Source organism: Halobacteriovorax sp. DA5 (genome assembly GCF_002903145.1).
In the GTDB taxonomy this organism is placed as follows: Bacteria; Bdellovibrionota; Bacteriovoracia; order Bacteriovoracales; family Bacteriovoracaceae; genus Halobacteriovorax_A.
This window is the reverse complement of record NZ_PPDJ01000003.1, coordinates 1-17466: the sequence shown is the minus strand read 5'-3', so window position 1 is coordinate 17466 and position 17466 is coordinate 1. Positions and strand designations below refer to the sequence as shown.

The 17466-nt window shown below is 35.7% G+C and carries 18 protein-coding genes; 3 read left to right on the top strand and 15 right to left on the bottom strand.

Translation table 11 applies throughout. The features are described from left to right. Nucleotides 1–17: 17 nt before the first annotated feature. The 3 genes from C0Z22_RS06720 (at nt 18) to C0Z22_RS06710 (ending at nt 2531) form a co-directional block, all read left to right on the top strand. Nucleotides 18–1106 carry a homogentisate 1,2-dioxygenase gene (locus C0Z22_RS06720; RefSeq protein WP_103217990.1) on the top strand — a complete coding sequence of 363 codons (1089 nt, stop codon included), beginning with the start codon at nt 18–20 and terminating at the stop codon, nt 1104–1106. Nucleotides 1107–1108: 2 nt separating this feature from the next. Continuing rightward, nucleotides 1109–1738, top strand: a complete 630-nt coding sequence (locus C0Z22_RS06715; protein WP_103217592.1) for a flavin reductase family protein — start codon at nt 1109–1111, stop codon at nt 1736–1738. Nucleotides 1739–1871: 133 nt separating this feature from the next. Beyond that, nucleotides 1872–2531 carry a hypothetical protein gene (locus C0Z22_RS06710; protein ID WP_103217591.1) on the top strand — a complete coding sequence of 220 codons (660 nt, stop codon included), beginning with the start codon at nt 1872–1874 and terminating at the stop codon, nt 2529–2531. A gap of 31 nt (nt 2532–2562) precedes the next feature. On the opposite strand, the gene C0Z22_RS06705 is transcribed toward C0Z22_RS06710, so the two are convergent. The 15 genes from C0Z22_RS06705 to C0Z22_RS06635 form a co-directional block, all read right to left on the bottom strand. Continuing rightward, nucleotides 2563–3309 carry a hypothetical protein gene (locus C0Z22_RS06705; protein WP_103217590.1) on the bottom strand — a complete coding sequence of 249 codons (747 nt, stop codon included), beginning with the start codon at nt 3307–3309 and terminating at the stop codon, nt 2563–2565. Nucleotides 3310–3403: 94 nt separating this feature from the next. Continuing rightward, nucleotides 3404–4684 carry a trigger factor gene (gene tig / locus C0Z22_RS06700; protein ID WP_103217589.1) on the bottom strand — a complete coding sequence of 427 codons (1281 nt, stop codon included), beginning with the start codon at nt 4682–4684 and terminating at the stop codon, nt 3404–3406. A gap of 103 nt (nt 4685–4787) precedes the next feature. Continuing rightward, complete coding sequence (gene truA, locus C0Z22_RS06695) at nt 4788–5552, bottom strand: tRNA pseudouridine(38-40) synthase TruA (RefSeq protein WP_103217588.1); 765 nt, start codon at nt 5550–5552, stop codon at nt 4788–4790. Continuing rightward, nucleotides 5539–6513, bottom strand: coding sequence for a hypothetical protein (locus C0Z22_RS06690; protein WP_103217587.1), 975 nt, complete (start codon nt 6511–6513; stop codon nt 5539–5541). The genes truA and C0Z22_RS06690 overlap by 14 nt, the downstream gene beginning before the upstream one ends. After that, on the bottom strand, nt 6494–7255 hold the full coding sequence (pssA, locus tag C0Z22_RS06685; RefSeq protein WP_103217586.1) for a CDP-diacylglycerol--serine O-phosphatidyltransferase: 762 nt from the start codon (nt 7253–7255) through the stop codon (nt 6494–6496). The genes C0Z22_RS06690 and pssA overlap by 20 nt, the downstream gene beginning before the upstream one ends. Before the next feature lie 11 nt (nt 7256–7266). Continuing rightward, nucleotides 7267–7713 (bottom strand): hypothetical protein, encoded by a 447-nt coding sequence (locus C0Z22_RS06680; RefSeq protein WP_103217585.1) that lies wholly within the window; start codon nt 7711–7713, stop codon nt 7267–7269. 177 nt (nt 7714–7890) lie between these two features. Then, the gene (locus C0Z22_RS06675) at nt 7891–8487 is read right to left on the bottom strand and encodes a hypothetical protein (protein ID WP_103217584.1); all 597 of its coding nucleotides are present in this window, start codon (nt 8485–8487) and stop codon (nt 7891–7893) included. Continuing rightward, on the bottom strand, nt 8487–10037 hold the full coding sequence (gene rseP / locus C0Z22_RS06670; RefSeq protein ID WP_103217583.1) for an RIP metalloprotease RseP: 1551 nt from the start codon (nt 10035–10037) through the stop codon (nt 8487–8489). Before rseP ends, C0Z22_RS06675 begins: the two co-directional genes overlap by 1 nt. An 8-nt stretch (nt 10038–10045) precedes the next feature. Continuing rightward, complete coding sequence (locus C0Z22_RS06665; protein WP_103217582.1) at nt 10046–10864, bottom strand: phosphatidate cytidylyltransferase; 819 nt, start codon at nt 10862–10864, stop codon at nt 10046–10048. An 11-nt stretch (nt 10865–10875) separates the two neighbouring features. Then, nucleotides 10876–11628, bottom strand: coding sequence for a polyprenyl diphosphate synthase (gene uppS, locus C0Z22_RS06660; RefSeq protein ID WP_103217989.1), 753 nt, complete (start codon nt 11626–11628; stop codon nt 10876–10878). Nucleotides 11629–11646: 18 nt separating this feature from the next. Then, complete coding sequence (frr, locus tag C0Z22_RS06655; protein WP_103217581.1) at nt 11647–12204, bottom strand: ribosome recycling factor; 558 nt, start codon at nt 12202–12204, stop codon at nt 11647–11649. A 17-nt stretch (nt 12205–12221) separates the two neighbouring features. Next, nucleotides 12222–12929 (bottom strand): UMP kinase, encoded by a 708-nt coding sequence (gene pyrH / locus C0Z22_RS06650; protein WP_021268728.1) that lies wholly within the window; start codon nt 12927–12929, stop codon nt 12222–12224. A 78-nt stretch (nt 12930–13007) separates the two neighbouring features. After that, nucleotides 13008–13892 (bottom strand): translation elongation factor Ts, encoded by an 885-nt coding sequence (gene tsf, locus C0Z22_RS06645; protein WP_103217580.1) that lies wholly within the window; start codon nt 13890–13892, stop codon nt 13008–13010. Between the two features lie 26 nt (nt 13893–13918). Further along, on the bottom strand, nt 13919–14698 hold the full coding sequence (gene rpsB, locus C0Z22_RS06640) for a 30S ribosomal protein S2 (RefSeq protein ID WP_103217579.1): 780 nt from the start codon (nt 14696–14698) through the stop codon (nt 13919–13921). A gap of 185 nt (nt 14699–14883) precedes the next feature. Then, a complete protein-coding gene (locus C0Z22_RS06635) occupies nt 14884–17325 on the bottom strand; it encodes a DNA translocase FtsK (protein WP_103217578.1) in 2442 nt (813 codons plus the stop codon). Nucleotides 17326–17466 lie beyond the last annotated feature (141 nt).

Here is a 17466-nt window from a genome sequence, read left to right as displayed (position 1 = left end):
TGGCAACGGATAATAAAATGGAAAGCTTTAAAGCAAGTGGTGTATACACAAAGCAAGCTCATGTTGATATTCCAGAAGGTTTATACGAAGAAGAACACGGACGTAATGGTTTCTTTGGTCGTGTAAGTCAACTCTATCATACTCAACCTCCAGTTAACTGGACTGATATTTCGGGTGATTTAAAACCAAAAAATCTTCCTTCACTTTTTAGTCATAAAGACCTACAAGATGATTTTCGTGCAATCCTAACAAATAATGATTGTGAACTAAGTCTTGGCCATTTAACAAAGTCACTTGATTATTTCTTAAGAAATGCCGACTTTGATGAGCTCTACTTTGTTCACGAAGGTAGCGGTACTTTTGAAACAATCTATGGTTATGTTCCATTTGTTAAAGGTGACTATATTGTCATCCCTCGTGGAACAACATATACAATTAAAATCTCTCAAGCTGCCAAGTTCTTTCAAGTTGAATCTCGATCTGAATTTGAAGAACCATCTCGTGGACTTCTAGGCCCTAACGCTCTCTATGACCAAACAGCAAAGTTCACTCCAGAAGCAGCTCTGGGCTCTGATCAAGATTGGCCGGAGTATAAAGTTAGAGTAAAAAGGCTTGGAGAGATTACAACAATCACCTATCCATTTAACCCACTTACTGCAAAAGGATGGAAGGGATCTGTCTACCCATGGAAGATTTCTATTTATGATATCTGCCCTATTATGAGTCATCGCTACCATGTTCCTCCATCGGGACACACAACGTTCGTAGCAAAGAACTTTGTTGTTTGCTCATTTGTTGAAAGACCTCTTGAGGATAAGAAACATAAAGTTTTAAAAGTTCCTTTCTATCATTCAAATATTGATTTTGACGAAGTACTTTTCTATCACCAAGGAAACTTCTTCTCTCGCGATAATATCGATGCAGGTGCTTTAACATTCCACCCTCAAGGTGTTCACCATGGGCCACACCCAAAAGCCTTTGAAGCAGGTGAAGACAAATTATACACGGATGAGTACGCTGTCATGGTTGATACTCGCTATCCTTTAAAACCAACTAAATGGTTTGAAGAAAATGAAAACAAAGACTACTGGAAAAGCTGGATGTAATTATGGCAATTTTTGATACAACAAAACAAGACTTTAAAGATAACTACAAACTACTAATAGGATCAGTCGTTCCAAGACCGATTGCAGTTGTTTCAACTGTAAATGAAGATGGTACAAGTAATATTGCACCCTTCTCATTCTTTACTGTGGTAAGTGCAAATCCAATGATCATAGGCTTCACTCCAATGATTCGTTCAAGCGATGGGGAACAAAAAGACACTCTTAAAAATATTCTTCGTCAAAAAGAATTTGTCGTAAATTTTGTAACTCAACATAATTATGAAAAAGTAAATCTATGTTCAACTGAATTACCTCATGGTGAATCTGAATTTGATTTCGCAAAGCTGACAGAGCTAGATTCTGAAGTTGTTACACCAAAGAGAATGAAAGAATCTCCAATCCATTTTGAATGTAAACTCAGAGATACTTTAAGCTACGGTGATGTGCCAGGAACTGGAACATTTGTAACAGGTGAAGTCGTTAGAGTTCATGTTGAAGACGAACTTCTAGATCAAGGCCGTATAGACCAAGACAAGTATGCTCCAATGGGTAGAGGTGCTGGAAATGACTGGATCGTCTGTGATCACAGAGTACAAATCGAGCGCCTAATGAAGGCACAAATTCAAAAATAATTAATAATTTCAAGCCCTTAGGGGCTTGAGTATTATCTATACACCCCTAGTAAATTTTCCAAATTTGACCATTTGAGCAGCATTTTTCGTTAATATTCCTGTGATCACACTTTAAATGAGAAGAGGAATACCTATGAAACGACTACTACTTACAGCTATTTTACTGACAAGCGCTACGGCCCAAGCAGATCTATTTGATAACCTAACTGCGAATTTAAACCTATCACCATCTCAGTCAAATAACTTAAGAAATGGACTGGCGTCTATCTTAAGCGGTGGAGGGAGTGGCTCTGTAAAAGAAGCTGAAAGATATAGTTTTAACAAATGTTTTGAAATGCTAAGAGTTGCAAAACAAGAGCAAATCAAAAGTGGTAAAAAGTTTATTAAAGCTGGTTATGCTACTGGAAAATTCTATTCTAATGTTATTGAAGGTGACTATAAACAGTTCCACGATAAAAATGAAGATATTAGTAAGTTTGGTCGCACTCTTATGAGAGGTGTATCTAACTTAGATAGTATTAGATTTAACAGCACAACTTCTGAAAAAGACGCTCCTCACCTTGATTACTATTGTTCAAGCTATATGGACATTGAAAGTGTATCAAAAGTAATTGTAGGAAATAAGGAATGTCGTAAAGTAGACCTAGCTTTAAATGCAATGGATGCAAATACAAAGAAAAGATACAAGGCATCTGCATCAAATTTTTTCTGTGAAGGTGAAAATATTGTGAAGACAGATTTTACTGGTAAGAAATACGACGTAATATATGAAATGAATGAAATTCAAGAATAAAAAAAGCCGCTCTCAGCGGCTTTTTCTTTATTTAAAACGTATAACCTAAACTTAGACCATATGTGAAATCATCAGAATTTCTATCTTCATAAGAAGAGTTTAAAAATGAATAGCCTGTCTCCACTTGAACATACGCACTATCGAAATCAAATCGTACTCCAGGTAGAACTAAGATAACTTCTGGAGACTGTTGTCCATCATAAGAAACCGTCGCACCATCTTTAAGAACTCCATCAACTTTATATTCCATAAATATTGTATTTAAGTAAAATAGCATCGATGGATTCACACGGTAACCAATATTTAACGAAGCTCCTAGAGACTTGGCCTTTAAATCTGTTGTATATACCGTTGAATCAGTATTTAAAGATCCATCTTCATGATAACCAAAACCAAACTCTCCTTGCACAGACATCTTTAAACCAACTGTCTTTCTATCTCCACCAATAAATTGATATTTTACTTTTAATAGGTCAGAAGTATCAGGATAAGTTTGTAGGCCAATATCTAGTCTTGGCAAGAGTCCAACATTCCCTTTGAAGGTAAGTAATGGCTCAGGTCCACTTACAGACTCATCAGTTGTTGTTCCGCTAATTATAAAATCATAGCCTTCTGCTAGATCAACATCATAACCACTAGCGACCCCTATTGCGACATCAAATTGTCCTAGTCCACCTGTTGTCTCAGGTCCATCCATACGAGAAGTTGGAATATTGTAATCAAGTTGAGCACAACTTACTAAGGTAGATAAAACAAATAAGAAACTAAGATATTTCATAAACTCTCCTATAATAAATATGATTAATTATATTAGAATTTATAAAAATTTGAAGACGGAACTAAAAGGCCCGCTAAAAGCGGGCCCAAAGGTATTATTTAATTTTTAATTCTGAGTGAAGTTTTGCAAAAGTTTTTTCTTCACGGATAGCATACATAAGGTTTGCTTTCATACGCTCATCTCTTGTGTAGAATTCTTTTACTTGGTCAGCAGTTAGACCTGAAAGGCTTGCACTTTCTTCGATTTTTGCATCAAAGTCAGCATCTGTTGATTCAACTTCAAACTTGCTTGCAAGGTGATCAAGGATTAGACCAGACTTAACTTGGAAAAGAGCTTTTTCATCTAAGTCACCTGCCCACTTCTCAAAGTACTCACCTAGCATATCTTCAGTGAAACCTTGTTGCTTAAGGTTGTTAGCAAGGTCGTTCTTTAGGTGTTCTTTTTGTTGAGCAACCATAGTAGTTGGAACATCAAAGCTATTTTCAGAGATTAGTTTTTCAAGAATTTCTTGGTTTAACTTTTCAGCTGCTTGTCTTTCATTTTGCTTAGTTAGGTTTTCTTTTGTTTTTACTTTGAAATCTTCAACTGATTCAAATCCTAATTCTTTAGCTACTTCGTCAGTAAAATCTGGAAGTTTTCTTTCTTTAATTTCTAGAAGTTCAACGTGGAACTTAACATTTGCTTCTTTAAGCTCTTCTACGTGGTACTCAGATGGAAAAGTAACTTCTAAAGTTTTCTTTTCACCTGCTTTCATACCAACCATTTGATCTTCGAAACCTGGAATAAATTGTCCAGAACCGATCTCTAGAAGGTACTCTTCACCTTTCATATTTTCTGGTTTTTCACCATCAGCTTTTTCACCTTCGAAGTTCATAACTGCGAATAGTCCATTAGCTAGTGCTGTACCTTCAGCAGCTTCTACCATTTCTGCTCTTGGAGCTAGGTAGTTCTTACGTACTTTTTCAACATCTTCTTCAGTTACTTCAACAGCATCTTTTGTGAAAGAAAGCTTTGAGTAATCTTTAAGCTCAACAGTTGGGAAGATTTCAACTACTGCATCAAATGATACAGACTTTCCATCTTTGTAATCCATATTTTCAAAGTTAGGGTATCCAACTACTTTAAGATCTTCTTTATTAATTGCTTCAAATAATTCCTTTTGAACGAAACGATTTAGAGCATCACCTTCAACCTGTGGACGGTATAGTTTCTCAACCATAGCGATTGGCGCTTTACCTTTTCTGAAACCTTTGATTGAAACTGATTTTTGTTTCTCTTTAAGAGCAACAGTAATTTGTTCAGTTAGATCTAAGTTTTCGAATGAAAAAGATAATTTTTTTGTGCAGTCATTAACTTGTTCTACTTTATAAGTCATGAATAAATCCTCACTTCGCTATGCGACAATATTAACATTATGAATAGCCGAAATTAGCTAGAATATGGCAAAAAGTCAATGAATATAAGGGGTTTCAATTGGCCTAATACTCAACCTTAACCAAAAATAGGCCCTGTGGCGGTGCGGTCGGAGCGACCTTTTCAGTACTTGGCTCAGTCAATTGTTTCACAATAACTTCTTTTGAAATCTTGCCTTGAGCGTACGACCAAATACTTGAAACGATCAGACGAACCATCTGCTTTAGAAACCCATTACCTGTGATTTCTAAGATCAGGACATCTTCTTGTAAGCCTGGACCATAGCTCATTTGACTCTCTTTTATTGCGCAACTAGTCACTTTTCTAACTGTCGACTTTACGGGAGTACCTTTTGTGGAAAAGCCTTCGAAGTTATGCTCACCAATAAAAAGCTGGCAAGCTTCATTTAACTTATCGAGGCTCAGTTGCTTTCCTAGATAGGTCACATAGTTTTTCAAAAACGGATTTGATTCTCTTTTAAGAGAAAATACATAGCGATATGTCTTACTCTTTGAATTGAATACTGGTTGAAAATCTTCAGGGGCAAATTCGGAGTCAATAACTCTAATTTCCTCTGGTAACTGGCTATTTAATGCACGCATTAAAGCTTTTGGATCAATATCAATAGCAAGAGTTATACGAGTAACTTGATAGACAGCGTGAACACCTGTATCTGTTCTTCCGCAACCTACAACTTGTAACTCATCCGATTTTGAAATTTGCTTTAAAACTCTTTCGATCTCACCTTGAATACTTTGTTGGCCAATTTGTTTTTGCCAACCAAAGTAATTAGTTCCATCGTATGAAAAAGTAACTTTATAGATACTCAAAGTTGAAACCTATCCCAAAAGACATTCCACTTACGCTAAAGTCTTCTCTTTTAAATCCTGAAATATCCATGGTTTTGGCCATGAGGCTAATGCTCATATCACTAACATCACTGAACTTTTTAAGATCCATTCCAAAGTTTGGGAAGATATTATAAATTGAAAAATCAATTGAAGCAGAAGCATTATAACCATAACCTACTTGGCGAATATCTTTATCATCATCGCCTTGCTCACGGTCATCTCTGTTTTGCCATATTGGAGCAACCACAGCTCCACCTTGTGCTGTTATTGATACTTTCTTTCCAAAATTTAATTTTGCCCCAAGGTTTAAATCAATTGGAAATAGCCATAGGTTAAACGTTGTACGAGAAAGAGAGCCGTCTCCAAACTTTCCTTTTCCAGAGTTGAATGAAACTCCAAGATTTCCTTGAAAGAAAGTAGAGACAATATTTCGTTGAAAATATTTTCTATAGTTAAATGTTAAGTAACCTGCTTGAACAGAGTCAGCCGCTGAGTCATCACTTTGGAAAGTCGACTCAAAAGTTCCCGTGCTATCAGCGTAGTCAAAAGTATCGTAGATATACGTAAAGCCAATTTGAGTATCAGCTTTCTGATACATATCTCTTAATAAGTCTTCTGTTTTATACTCAACATATGAATTCGGACTTGGGTCTATCAGAATTGAACCTTCATCAGTAGCTGTTTTTAGCCACTCTTTATCTTGCGAGTTCATTACTGCATTTTTTAGCTCTTCTTCAGTATACTGCTGAGGTGTTGAACCAAAAATATTTGGAAATGAGTTCTTATCTTCTTCTTCACTTGTACCGTTATCATTTTCATAAGGAGAAGTTGATGAGTCTAGTTCACCAGGTAGAGGTTGATTAAAATCAACAGAGAAACTCTTCCCACTAACAATTAATAATGTACAAATTAAGAGTTTTTTAAGACTCGCTTTCTTCATCTTTTTCTTCCCAGTCGAATAGTTCAACTTTAGTATCCTTATTAAAAATATTATACACTAAACATCCAACAACATAGGCAGTAATCAGCACAAAAATCATTAGTTGCTCGTAAATAAGGATTAATACTAGAATGAGAAGAATTAATGCAAGGACCTTGCGGCGATTTTTTCTTACGTAATCCGAGTTTTTAAACGAATTAAACGGAATATTTGAGATCATTAGTAGGGAATAGAAAATTACATATGCAGCAGCGTAATAACTTTGATACTCACCAAAGTTAAACTCCAGCGTTACCATTATAAATCCAATAATCGCAAGTGCTCCTCCTGGAATTGGAAGACCTTGGAAATAATTAGATGGAACCTTATTAATATTAGCATTAAATCTTGCAAGTCTTAGAGCACCACAAAGTAGATATAAGAATGAAATCACCATTCCCGGACGACCTAAGTTTTGAAAGAACTTAAAATAGATAATTAAAGCCGGCGCCATCCCAAAAGAGATGACATCACTAATTGAATCAAATTGTTCACCAAATTGAGACTGAGTACCAGTCAAACGTGCAACTCTCCCATCAACACTATCAAAAATTGCACCTAATAGTAGAATCATACATGCAGGATAAAACATTCCCTTCATGGCCATGATAATTGATGCGAAACCGCAGCCCATATTTAAAGCAGTAAATATATTAGGTAAGAAAAAAGTTAGTTTATGTGGTTGTCCGTCATATCTAGTCATTTGAATTCCTTTTATTCTTCTAAGTAGCGACCTACTATCGTTTCTCCACCCCTAACCTTTTCATTAACGGCCACGAGGAGTTCAGAGTTTTCAACTTGCATCTTGACGGTAGCACCAAATGGATAAAAGCCAATATCAACTTGCCTTCTTCCTAGGTCTCCCGGTAGTACAATTAACTCTGGGTCACGTTTAAAAAATGAATTTATAAAATACAATCTAATCTTTCTCTCATTAGAGTCTTCTAACGTAACTTTTGTTCCAAAGTCTTTATCTTTGAAGATCACGTTATTTACTCTCGCTGAAATTGGTAAATATATCCCATATCCACTCAATAGTCCCATTCTTATTGATAACTCTGAAACTTCATTAGAAATTTTATTAATACCAATAACCTTTCCTGTTACAGGCGCATAGATAGAGCCACGAGTTGTAACTTGGTCTTCTTTGAATGAGCTCAATTTTCTTCTAAATAAGAAAAGAAATAATCCTACAATAACAAAGAAAAATAAGAATAAATAAAAGCCGAATAATAGTAATAATAGAAATGCTACTACTATAATAAAGTTGATTGTGGACTTTGATAGATAAAATATTTTCACTTTAATAATTTATCAATATTCAACTGACATGTCATACTAAGACTTTTTAAATTCGACGTGAAGAGGTCGAAAATAGTATGGCCTCTGTCTCATTTTCTCACTTACAACTTTAGCAAAGATTGAGGCAGGATTCTTACGAAGAACTTCTCTTGTATCCCCTTCGCAGCGATCAGAAAGCTCATTTTCTCCATGAGTATATAAAATCGACTTATCCACAATACCCGAGCAAAACGCTTCAAATTCTTCTTGTGTAAGAAGCTTTTCATTGTCATTTGTACGAATATAATACTCTTTTTTAAAAGCAGGGAACATCCAATGAGTTGAATTCTCTCCAAGAATACTTGGAATATCTGAACTGTAAAAAGAGTAAACTTCAATATCATCTAACTCAAAAATTTGAGCAAGGCCTTCCCCGACCCTCATTCCAGTATAAGATCCTGGGCCAGCAATTGAGATAAGACCTTTAATATGACTTATATCAAAACCGTTCTTTGAAAGTAGAGCGTGAATATTTTCATGAAGAACCTCAGAGGTCTTCTTAGTTTCAACAACAACATCTTCTATCCAAGAGAAGTTCTCATCAAGAATTCCAAAGTGCAGAAGATGTGATGTATCTATAAATAAGTAAATCATTAGAAGAATCGCGTAAAATCGTTAAATAATGCACCAATCATTAATAGTAATAAGATCGAGAGTCCAAATTGCTGAGCAATTTCTAACTTTCTTCTTGAAAGTGGTCCACCGTTAATCGCTTCTAAAATAAGAAAAACAATATGCCCACCATCTAATACTGGAATTGGGAAAAGATTAATAACACCAAGGTTGATAGAGATCAGCGCCATCAACTGGAAAAAATAAGAGATTGAAGTATTAAAAGAATCAGAAGCAACTTTTCCAATTGTAAGTGGCCCACCAATATTCTTTAGAGAAACCTCTGCCGTGATTAACTTTTTAAAGCCTTCAAATGTTTTAACAACTCCATCCCAAGTACGATAAAAGCTTCTTGGAATTGCCTTAAAGAAATTCATCGGTTCAGTTGTAACATACTTCCCGGCAGCATAAATACCGTTGCTGTAAACACCGATTAGCTTAACAGTCACTCCATTTTCAGTTCTAACATCAGGTGTGATATTAAATTCTTTAATCTCACCTTTTCTGATAACTTTCAGTGAAGCTTGACCTTCGTTTTCCTGAATCTCACCTCTAAGTTCATCAAATGAATTAACCTCTTTTCCATTGACCGTAGTGATAATATCACCGGCCAAAAGACCTGCCTTATCTGCAGGAGACTTCATTTGAACACTTTTAACAACTAAGTCCATTGGGAAATAGTTATTAGTAAATAGGGCATGCTTAAGACCATTTGTTACATCTAAGTGAGTAACAGGTTTAGCATCTTTATCGAAAATTGGCTGACTAGTTTCATTATCAATAGACTTAATCGGATAAATATCTAAGTGACCACCCTCAACTGCTAATTCCTCTAGGCTGTAATCAATATTTGGCCCCTTCCCTTTTGAAACAATAAACAGATTTCCATCTGCTGATTTGACGATAGGAAGTAGTAAGAAAGGTGGATAATTAACCATCTCTTCAAAAAATTGCTCAGGTTTCATATCAACCTTCACAACTTCTTTCTTCCCAAGGCGAACAACTGTTAGTGAGCTAATATGCCCATCACTCTCCAGAACGATATCGCTAGGAGAAGTAACTAGATGCTCGTTTACTTTATTTACAATATCACCACTTCTAAAACCTAATTTATAAAAGCGAGTTTCTTTCGCTACATTTCCAATTTTAATTTCTGGAACTTTTTCTCCTGTCAGGAAAAGGGCAAAGAAAATAAAGAAAGCAAGGATGAAGTTAGCAAGTGGACCACCGAATACGATCCAAAATCTTTGCCATTTCTTTTTATGAATAAAAGAGAACTTCTTTTCTTCTTCAGAGATACCATCTTTATTGAATGGGTCATCCCCAAACATCTTAACGTAACCACCAAGTGGAATTAGTGAGATTGCGTACTCTGTATCACCTTTTTTCCATCTAAATAATTTTGGACCAAAGCCAATTGAAAAAACTTCAACTCTTACTCCAAAAAGTCTGGCAAATAAGAAGTGTCCTAATTCATGAAAAAATACTAGTGGCCCTAAAAATAAAATAAATATAACTATTTTCTCTAACATACTAACCCTTATAAAATTTTATAACTCAACAATAGTGTGTAAAACGGAATGACAAAAAGAAGACTATCGATTCGATCGTAAACTCCTCCGTGTCCAGGAATTAAATTCGAGCTATCCTTTACACCTATTTGTCTTTTCAATTTAGACTGAATCAAATCCCCGACCTGACTCAAAATACCTAAAATAAAAAAGATCAGTATATATTTTACCGCAAAATCGCCTATTAAATAATACCAAACTAAAGTTCCTAATAATCCTGATGTTGCAGCACCTCCAATTAGGCCCTCAACAGTTTTATTAGGGCTTACGGCCGCCCACAATTTCGTTTTTCCGAAGTTCTTACCAAAGAACCATGCGCCCGTATCCATCCCAAAGTTAAAAACTAATAGAATAATTACAAGAGCTTGCCAGTTGCTTCGATTAAGAAGTGAATGAAGATTAAGAAATGGGATCAAAAACATCACCATACTCAAGATAGTAACTCGTTTAAGTAAATTAACAAAATTCATCGACTCCATAGGAGAAACGAACAAGTAACCAATTAGAACAAGATTTAAAAGACAGCCAATAGAAGGAATTAAAAAACCTTCAAAAACATGAGGATTGTTCATCGCCCAGAATTGGATTCCAAGTAAGAAAACAAAATTAATCAGTGTGAAAATCCCTGTAACTTTAAGGGACAGAAAGTTTTTAGCAAATTCATAAAAGCAAGCAGCACTTACAACGATAAGTAATGCTTCAATACCAATGACTCCAATAGAATATGCTAATGCGACGATACCTATCATTACAATGGCAGATAGGACTCTTTTTTGAGTATTTGTCATTTTAAATCCGTTTAATTTATTAATCTAATATTCTTTCTAATCTTATTTTTAGAAGCAGCAAGCGATTCAGTCTCAGAAACTTGTCCAAAACGTCTTTCACGTTTTTCAACTTCATAAATAATATTTTCAAATTCTTTACTTGTGAAATTTGGCCACATTGTTTCTGTAAAATACAGCTCACCATATGCAATCTGCCATAATAGAAAGTTTGAGATTCTTTGATCTCCCCCAGTTCTAATCATTAGGTCGACATCACCTAACTCAGGGGCATGAAGAGCTTGAGAGATATTCTCCTCAGTCACTTCAATATCTTCAGCAATTAGCTTATTTACCGCACTTATAATTTCTGCACGTCCACCATAGCCAAAAGCAAAAGTTAATTTTAATCCTGTATTATCTTTCGACTCTTCTTTTAGTCGATTAATAATTTCAATTGTATCTTTAGGAAGTTTTGAAATATCACCAATAATATTAAATTTAATATTATTTTTTAAAACTCTCGTTCTTTCTTTAATAAGGAACTTCTTTAAAAGAAGAAAAAGAGTTCTAATTTCAGAAGGTGGGCGGCCCCAATTCTCAGTAGAGAATGCATAAAGTGTTAGGGCCTTAATCCCCATGTCGTCAGCTTTTTCTACGACATCACTAACAACAGAACTTCCACGCACATGTCCCCATACACGACGATGGGCGCGGTTCTGTGCCCAGCGCCCATTGCCATCCATTATAATTGCAACATGTTTTAATTTAGAAGTTTGAAAGTTCATCATTAATTCAAATAAAGATTAAAGAGTAAGAAGCTCTTTCTCTTTAGCAGCAATGATTTCATCAACTTGTTTAGTATACTTATCAGTTACAGTCTGAATTTCAGTTTGAAATTTCTTAGAATCATCTTCAGAAATCTCTTTTGCTTTTTCAGCTTTTTTCACAAGTTCATTTCCATCACGACGTACGTTACGAATTGCAATCTTACTATCTTCACCAATTTTTTTAATTTCTTTTACCTGCTCTTTTCTTGTTTGCTCAGTTAGTGCAGGGAAAGCAATTCTAATTAGATTACCATCGTTTGATGGGTTTAGACCTAAGTTAGCATTGATAATTGATTTTTCAATTTCACTGATAAGTGTTTTATCAAATGGTTGAATCTGAAGAAGTCTTGCTTCTGGAGTTGAAATTTGTCCAACTTGATTAACAGGAGTTGGAGAACCATAGTAATCAACAGTTATACCATCTAAAACAGAAGCTGATGCACGACCAGTTCTGATTTTTGTTAATTGATGCTTTAAAGAATCAATTGATTTTGACATACCAGTTTCTAATGATGATTTAATTTCATTAATCATAATATACCTCTTATAAATTATTTAATAACTTTAGTTCCAATGCTTTCACCAGCTACGGCCTTAGCAATATTACCTTTTTCAAACATATTAAATACCACAATTTCCATCTCATTATCCATACAAAGTGAGATAGCTGCAGAATCCATTACTTTAATTCCTTTATTTAATACGTCGATATATTTTAATTGATCAAACTTAACTGCGTCATCATATTTCATTGGATCTTTATCATAGATTCCGTCAACTTTTGTTGCTTTAAAAATTACCTGTGCGTCAATTTCATTTGCTCTTAAAGCTGCCGCTGTATCTGTTGTGAAGTAAGGATTACCAGTACCTGCTGCAAAGATAACAACACGTTTCTTCTCAAGGTGTCTCTCTGCGCGACGTCTGATATAAGGTTCACAAACTTCTTGCATATTAATAGCCGACATTACTCTCGTAAATACACCTTTTTGCTCAAGAGAATCCTGCATAGCAAGCGCATTTATGACAGTCGCCAACATACCCATATGATCTGAAGAAGTACGGTCCATACCTCTTGTAGCACCTGCTACACCACGGTGAATATTACCACCACCAACAACGATCGCAACTTCAACACCCATTGCGACTAGCTCTTTAACCTCTTCTGAAATTTGGTTAAGAACATCGTGAGTTACACCATAACCAGCTTCACCAGCTAAGGCCTCACCAGAAAGTTTTAATAAAATTCTTTTATATTTCATAAATCCCCAATAACACTACACTGTAATTGCAAAAAAAAAGGGCTTAAAAAAGCCCTTTCTCGTATTTAGTAATTAATTTTACTGTTGAGTCATCTTAGCAACTTCTTCCGCTAAGTTGTCTTCTTTCTTCTCAATCCCTTCTCCAAGATTGATTTTGTGGAAAGCAGTTACAGTAATGTCACCACCAACTTTACCAGCTACATCAGCAACAAGCTTCTTGATAGTAAAGTCTGGGTTCTTGATGAAAACTTGCTCAAGAAGACATACTTCTTTTGCTAGCTTACCAAGTTTACCTTTAACGATCTGATCGATCATGTTTTCAGGTTTACCTTCTTCTTTAAGTTGAGCACGGTAAACTTCTTCTTCACGCTTTTTGTAATCTTCATCGATATCATCAGCAGTTAAGAAAGAAGGTGCAGCAGCTGCAACGTGCATTGCGATATCTTTTGCAAGTTCCGCAACTTCTGGAGCATCAGCTTTATCAGTAGCTAGATCAACTAGAACACCGATTTTTCCACCGTGGTTATACGATCCAAGGACACCTGTAGTTTCAACTGCAGCAAATCTTCTTAGGTCGATTTTCTCACCACATTTCATAGTAAGTTCAGTTGATTCAGAGTTCTTAGCTTCTTTAAGTTCTTCAATAGAAGCTGGCTTATTTGAAAGAGTCCATGCAGCAACTGTATTAGCGAAACCTTGGAAATCATCACCTTTAGCAACAAAGTCAGTTTCACAGTTAACTTCAAGAATAACACCTGCGTTCCCTTCTACTAGAGATACGACAGTACCTTCAGCAGCAACACGGCTTGCTTTCTTAGCAGCAGTTGCAAGACCTTTAGTTCTTAGGAAATCGATTGCCGCTTCCACATCACCGTTAGTCTCTGATAGAGCTTTTTTACAGTCCATCATTCCTGCACCAGTTTTTTCTCTTAATTCCTTAACAGCACTTGCCGTAATAGCCATTTTTTACCTCGCTAATTATTTATTAATTATTCTTCTTCACCAGCTAAATCGATGTCGTTCTCATACTTAGAAAGAATTTCTTCTTCTAGTGCCTTATCAGTAACTTGGTTACCAGCAGACTTAGATTTACCAGCATTTGATGCAATTGCACCTGCAAAGTAATCAGAGAATAGAGTGATCGATTTGATTGCATCGTCGTTACCTGGAACAACGTAGTCAACACCTTCTGGATCACAGTTAGTATCAACGATTGCAACAACAGGAATACCTAGCTTGTTAGCTTCTTTTACAGCAATTCTTTCATTGTTTGGATCAACAACAACAAGAGCACCTGGAAGCTTTCTCATATCCTTGATACCACCAAGGTTTTTCTCTAGCTTTTCAACTTCTTTACCAACTTTGATTCTTTCTTTCTTAGTTAGTAACTCGAAGTCACCTGTTTCTTTCATCTTTTCAACTTTTCTTAGTTTATCGATTGAAAGGTTGATTGTTTTGTAGTTTGTAAGCATCCCACCTAGCCATCTGTTAGTTACGTAGTATGCACCACAAGATGCAGCAGCATTCTTAACAGTTTCTGAAGCTTGTCTTTTTGTAGCTACGAAAAGAATTGGCTTACCTTCAGAAGAAGTTTTCTTAAGGAAGTCATAAGCTTTTTTTGCTAATGGAATTGTTTTAGCAAGGTCAACAATGTAGATACCGTTTCTCTCACCAAATACATATGGCTTCATTTTTGGGTTCCACTTGTGAGTCTGGTGACCAAAGTGTGCACCTGCTTTTAAAAGATCATTAATGTTTAATTCTGACATACGAACTCCTAAGTTGGTTAATTACACTAACTCGAACCGAACGGACCAACCTTCGAGCAGTAGTTTATTTCGCGATATTGCGATGGTGCATTTTTAACACGATGACACTATGGATTCAATATTTTTTTGTAATATTTTTAGAGGAATTATTGGCCCTAACTTACCGAAAGAAAGGGCCTTTTGAATTATAGAGTTGGTGAACTTCCATCAACAAGAACGCGACGCGGCTTAGCGCCCTGAGCAGGTCCTACTACCCCGCGCTTTTCAAGTTCTTCAATAAGATTTGCTGCTCTATTGTAACCAATTCTCAATCTTCTTTGCAGCATAGAAGCTGACGCCGAGCGAGATTCCATTACGACTTTAACAGCTTCATCATAAAGAGAATCACCTGAACTTGATGAAGATGCAGGTGTGATATGTGAACCATAAGAGTATTCATCTGTTTCAACTTCACCACCATTCTCAAGAAATTCCATTGCTTTTTCATCGAATCCTGATTCAAGCGCTTCAAGTTTTTGAGTTAAGGCTTCGATTTCTACTTCATCTACATATGAAGAGTGAACACGCTGAGTATTAATACCGTGTTTGTAAAGCATATCCCCTTTCCCAAGAAGTCTCTCAGCCCCAATTTTATCAAGAATAGTACTTGAGTCAGTTCTTGAAGATACTCTAAAGGCAACACGAGTTGGGAAGTTAGACTTGATAACACCAGTAATAACATCAACAGAAGGTCTTTGAGTTGCTAGAACTAAGTGAATTCCTGCGGCACGTGCTTTAGCTGCAATACGTGCGATATTATTTTCAATTTCTTTACCGGCCTTAGTAAGTACCAGGTCAGCAAACTCGTCTACAATAATAACGATATATGGTAATTCGTAATCTTCGGCCGTTGTATCTTCATAGTGATGGTGAATCTTAGCAAGCATTTCTGGAGTTGCTCTCTTGAGTTTTTCATTGAATCCAGAAATATTTCTAACACCAAATTCAGCAAGAATTCCGTAACGACGATCCATTTCCTGACATGCCCATAAAAGCGCAATTGAAGCAGTTTTTGCATCAGTTACAACAGGCATTAATAAGTGTGGAAGTTTAGCATATAGCGCCATTTCAAGTTGTTTAGGGTCAATAAGAATTAATTTCATCTTCTTAGGAGACTTCTTAACTAGAAGTGATACAAGAAGTGAATTAATAAATACCGACTTACCTGCACCTGTAGCACCTGCTACAAGCATGTGTGGACAAGTAGCTAAATCGATAACAAAAGATTCACCAAAAGCATTCTTCCCCATCGCAATAGGCAGAGAATATTTAGCATTTTGGAACTCTTTAGAACTTAAAACTTCATCTAAATATATGATATCACGAGGATTTCTTGGGACTTCAACACCGACAGTATCTTTCCCCATCATTGCAGGAACAACACGAATAGGTGCTCCATAGAGTGCTAAGGATAAATCATCAGCTAATCCTGCAATCTTAGAAACCTTAACACCGGCCCCTGGTCTAAATTCAAAAGTATCAACAACAGGACCTTTTAAAACGTTAACAATTTCACCCTCAATCTTAAACTCAGTAAGCTTAGATTCAAGAAGTGTAATAATTTGCTCAAAATACGCCTTATCAGGTTCATTCGAAACCTTCTCAATCGTAGCCTCTGTAGCAGTATCGACAATATTAAAATATTGGTTATCACTAGAGGTATCTGCCATACGATTAAGCGGAGCAGTTACAAGAATCTTCTTAACTTGCGGCTCTCTAGGAGTGTTACTATCAACATCCTCACTAGGATCTTCTTCTTCAACATCAGGAGCTGTACGAACGACTGTATTTGATTCATCAAATGAAGGTCTCATAATTTGTGGCTTAATTACTGCTTCTTCAATATCCTCATCATCTTGTTCAATATTGTCAGTTTTCTCTTCAACAACAGTCTTAGACTTTAAGATATTTTGTGGTTTAATTTTATTGAGAGAAGCAAATAAAGATCCCTCTTTCTTAGTCTCATCCTTATCTTTATTATCGTCTTTTAGAATGCTATCCATTCTTTTTCGTAGACTATTATCATGCTCAATTTGCGCAACAGGTTTCTTCTTCTCAAATGGAGCAATGAGAGCTTGTTTGGCCTGAACCACTTTCTTAGGAGCGGCCTTAGTAAAATTAAATACTTTAATGATACTCTCTTTAAATCCACCTCTAAAAGTACCCAAAAGAAATAATCCAAAAGCGACACCGCTATAAATACCTAACCAAAGCGAAGTAAATGAATTTTTGAAAATATACTGTAGTCCAATTCCAAGAGCATCTTGAAATAGAAAAAATGAAATACTTCCAGCAAAGAAAAGTAATGGGAAAAAATTGAGGATATCCACCATATACTCTCTTCTGTCATATATAAATGTATGGCATAGAGCAAAAACGAAGAAAGGAATCAAAATCCAAGGCCCACTAAAGTAAGAGCCAAACTTAACCAATGAGAAAAAATAATAGCTAAGAATATTTCCTGAATTATTAGAAGTAATCGTAAAGTAGTTATCCGGTAGATCATTTCCAAAGTAAAAAGAAACAAATGAAAATAATGTTAAGATAAACAGGGTAACTAGTTGAGTTTTAAGGATATTTTTCTTCATATTACTATTGTATATGAAATGATAGTAAAGGCAAAAGAAAAGGCCGAAAAGCCTTATTTAAGCATGAATTAGTGAATTAAGAATTTTATGGCCACAAATAAAAAAAGCCAGATCCTAAGATCTGGCTTTTTATATAGAAGG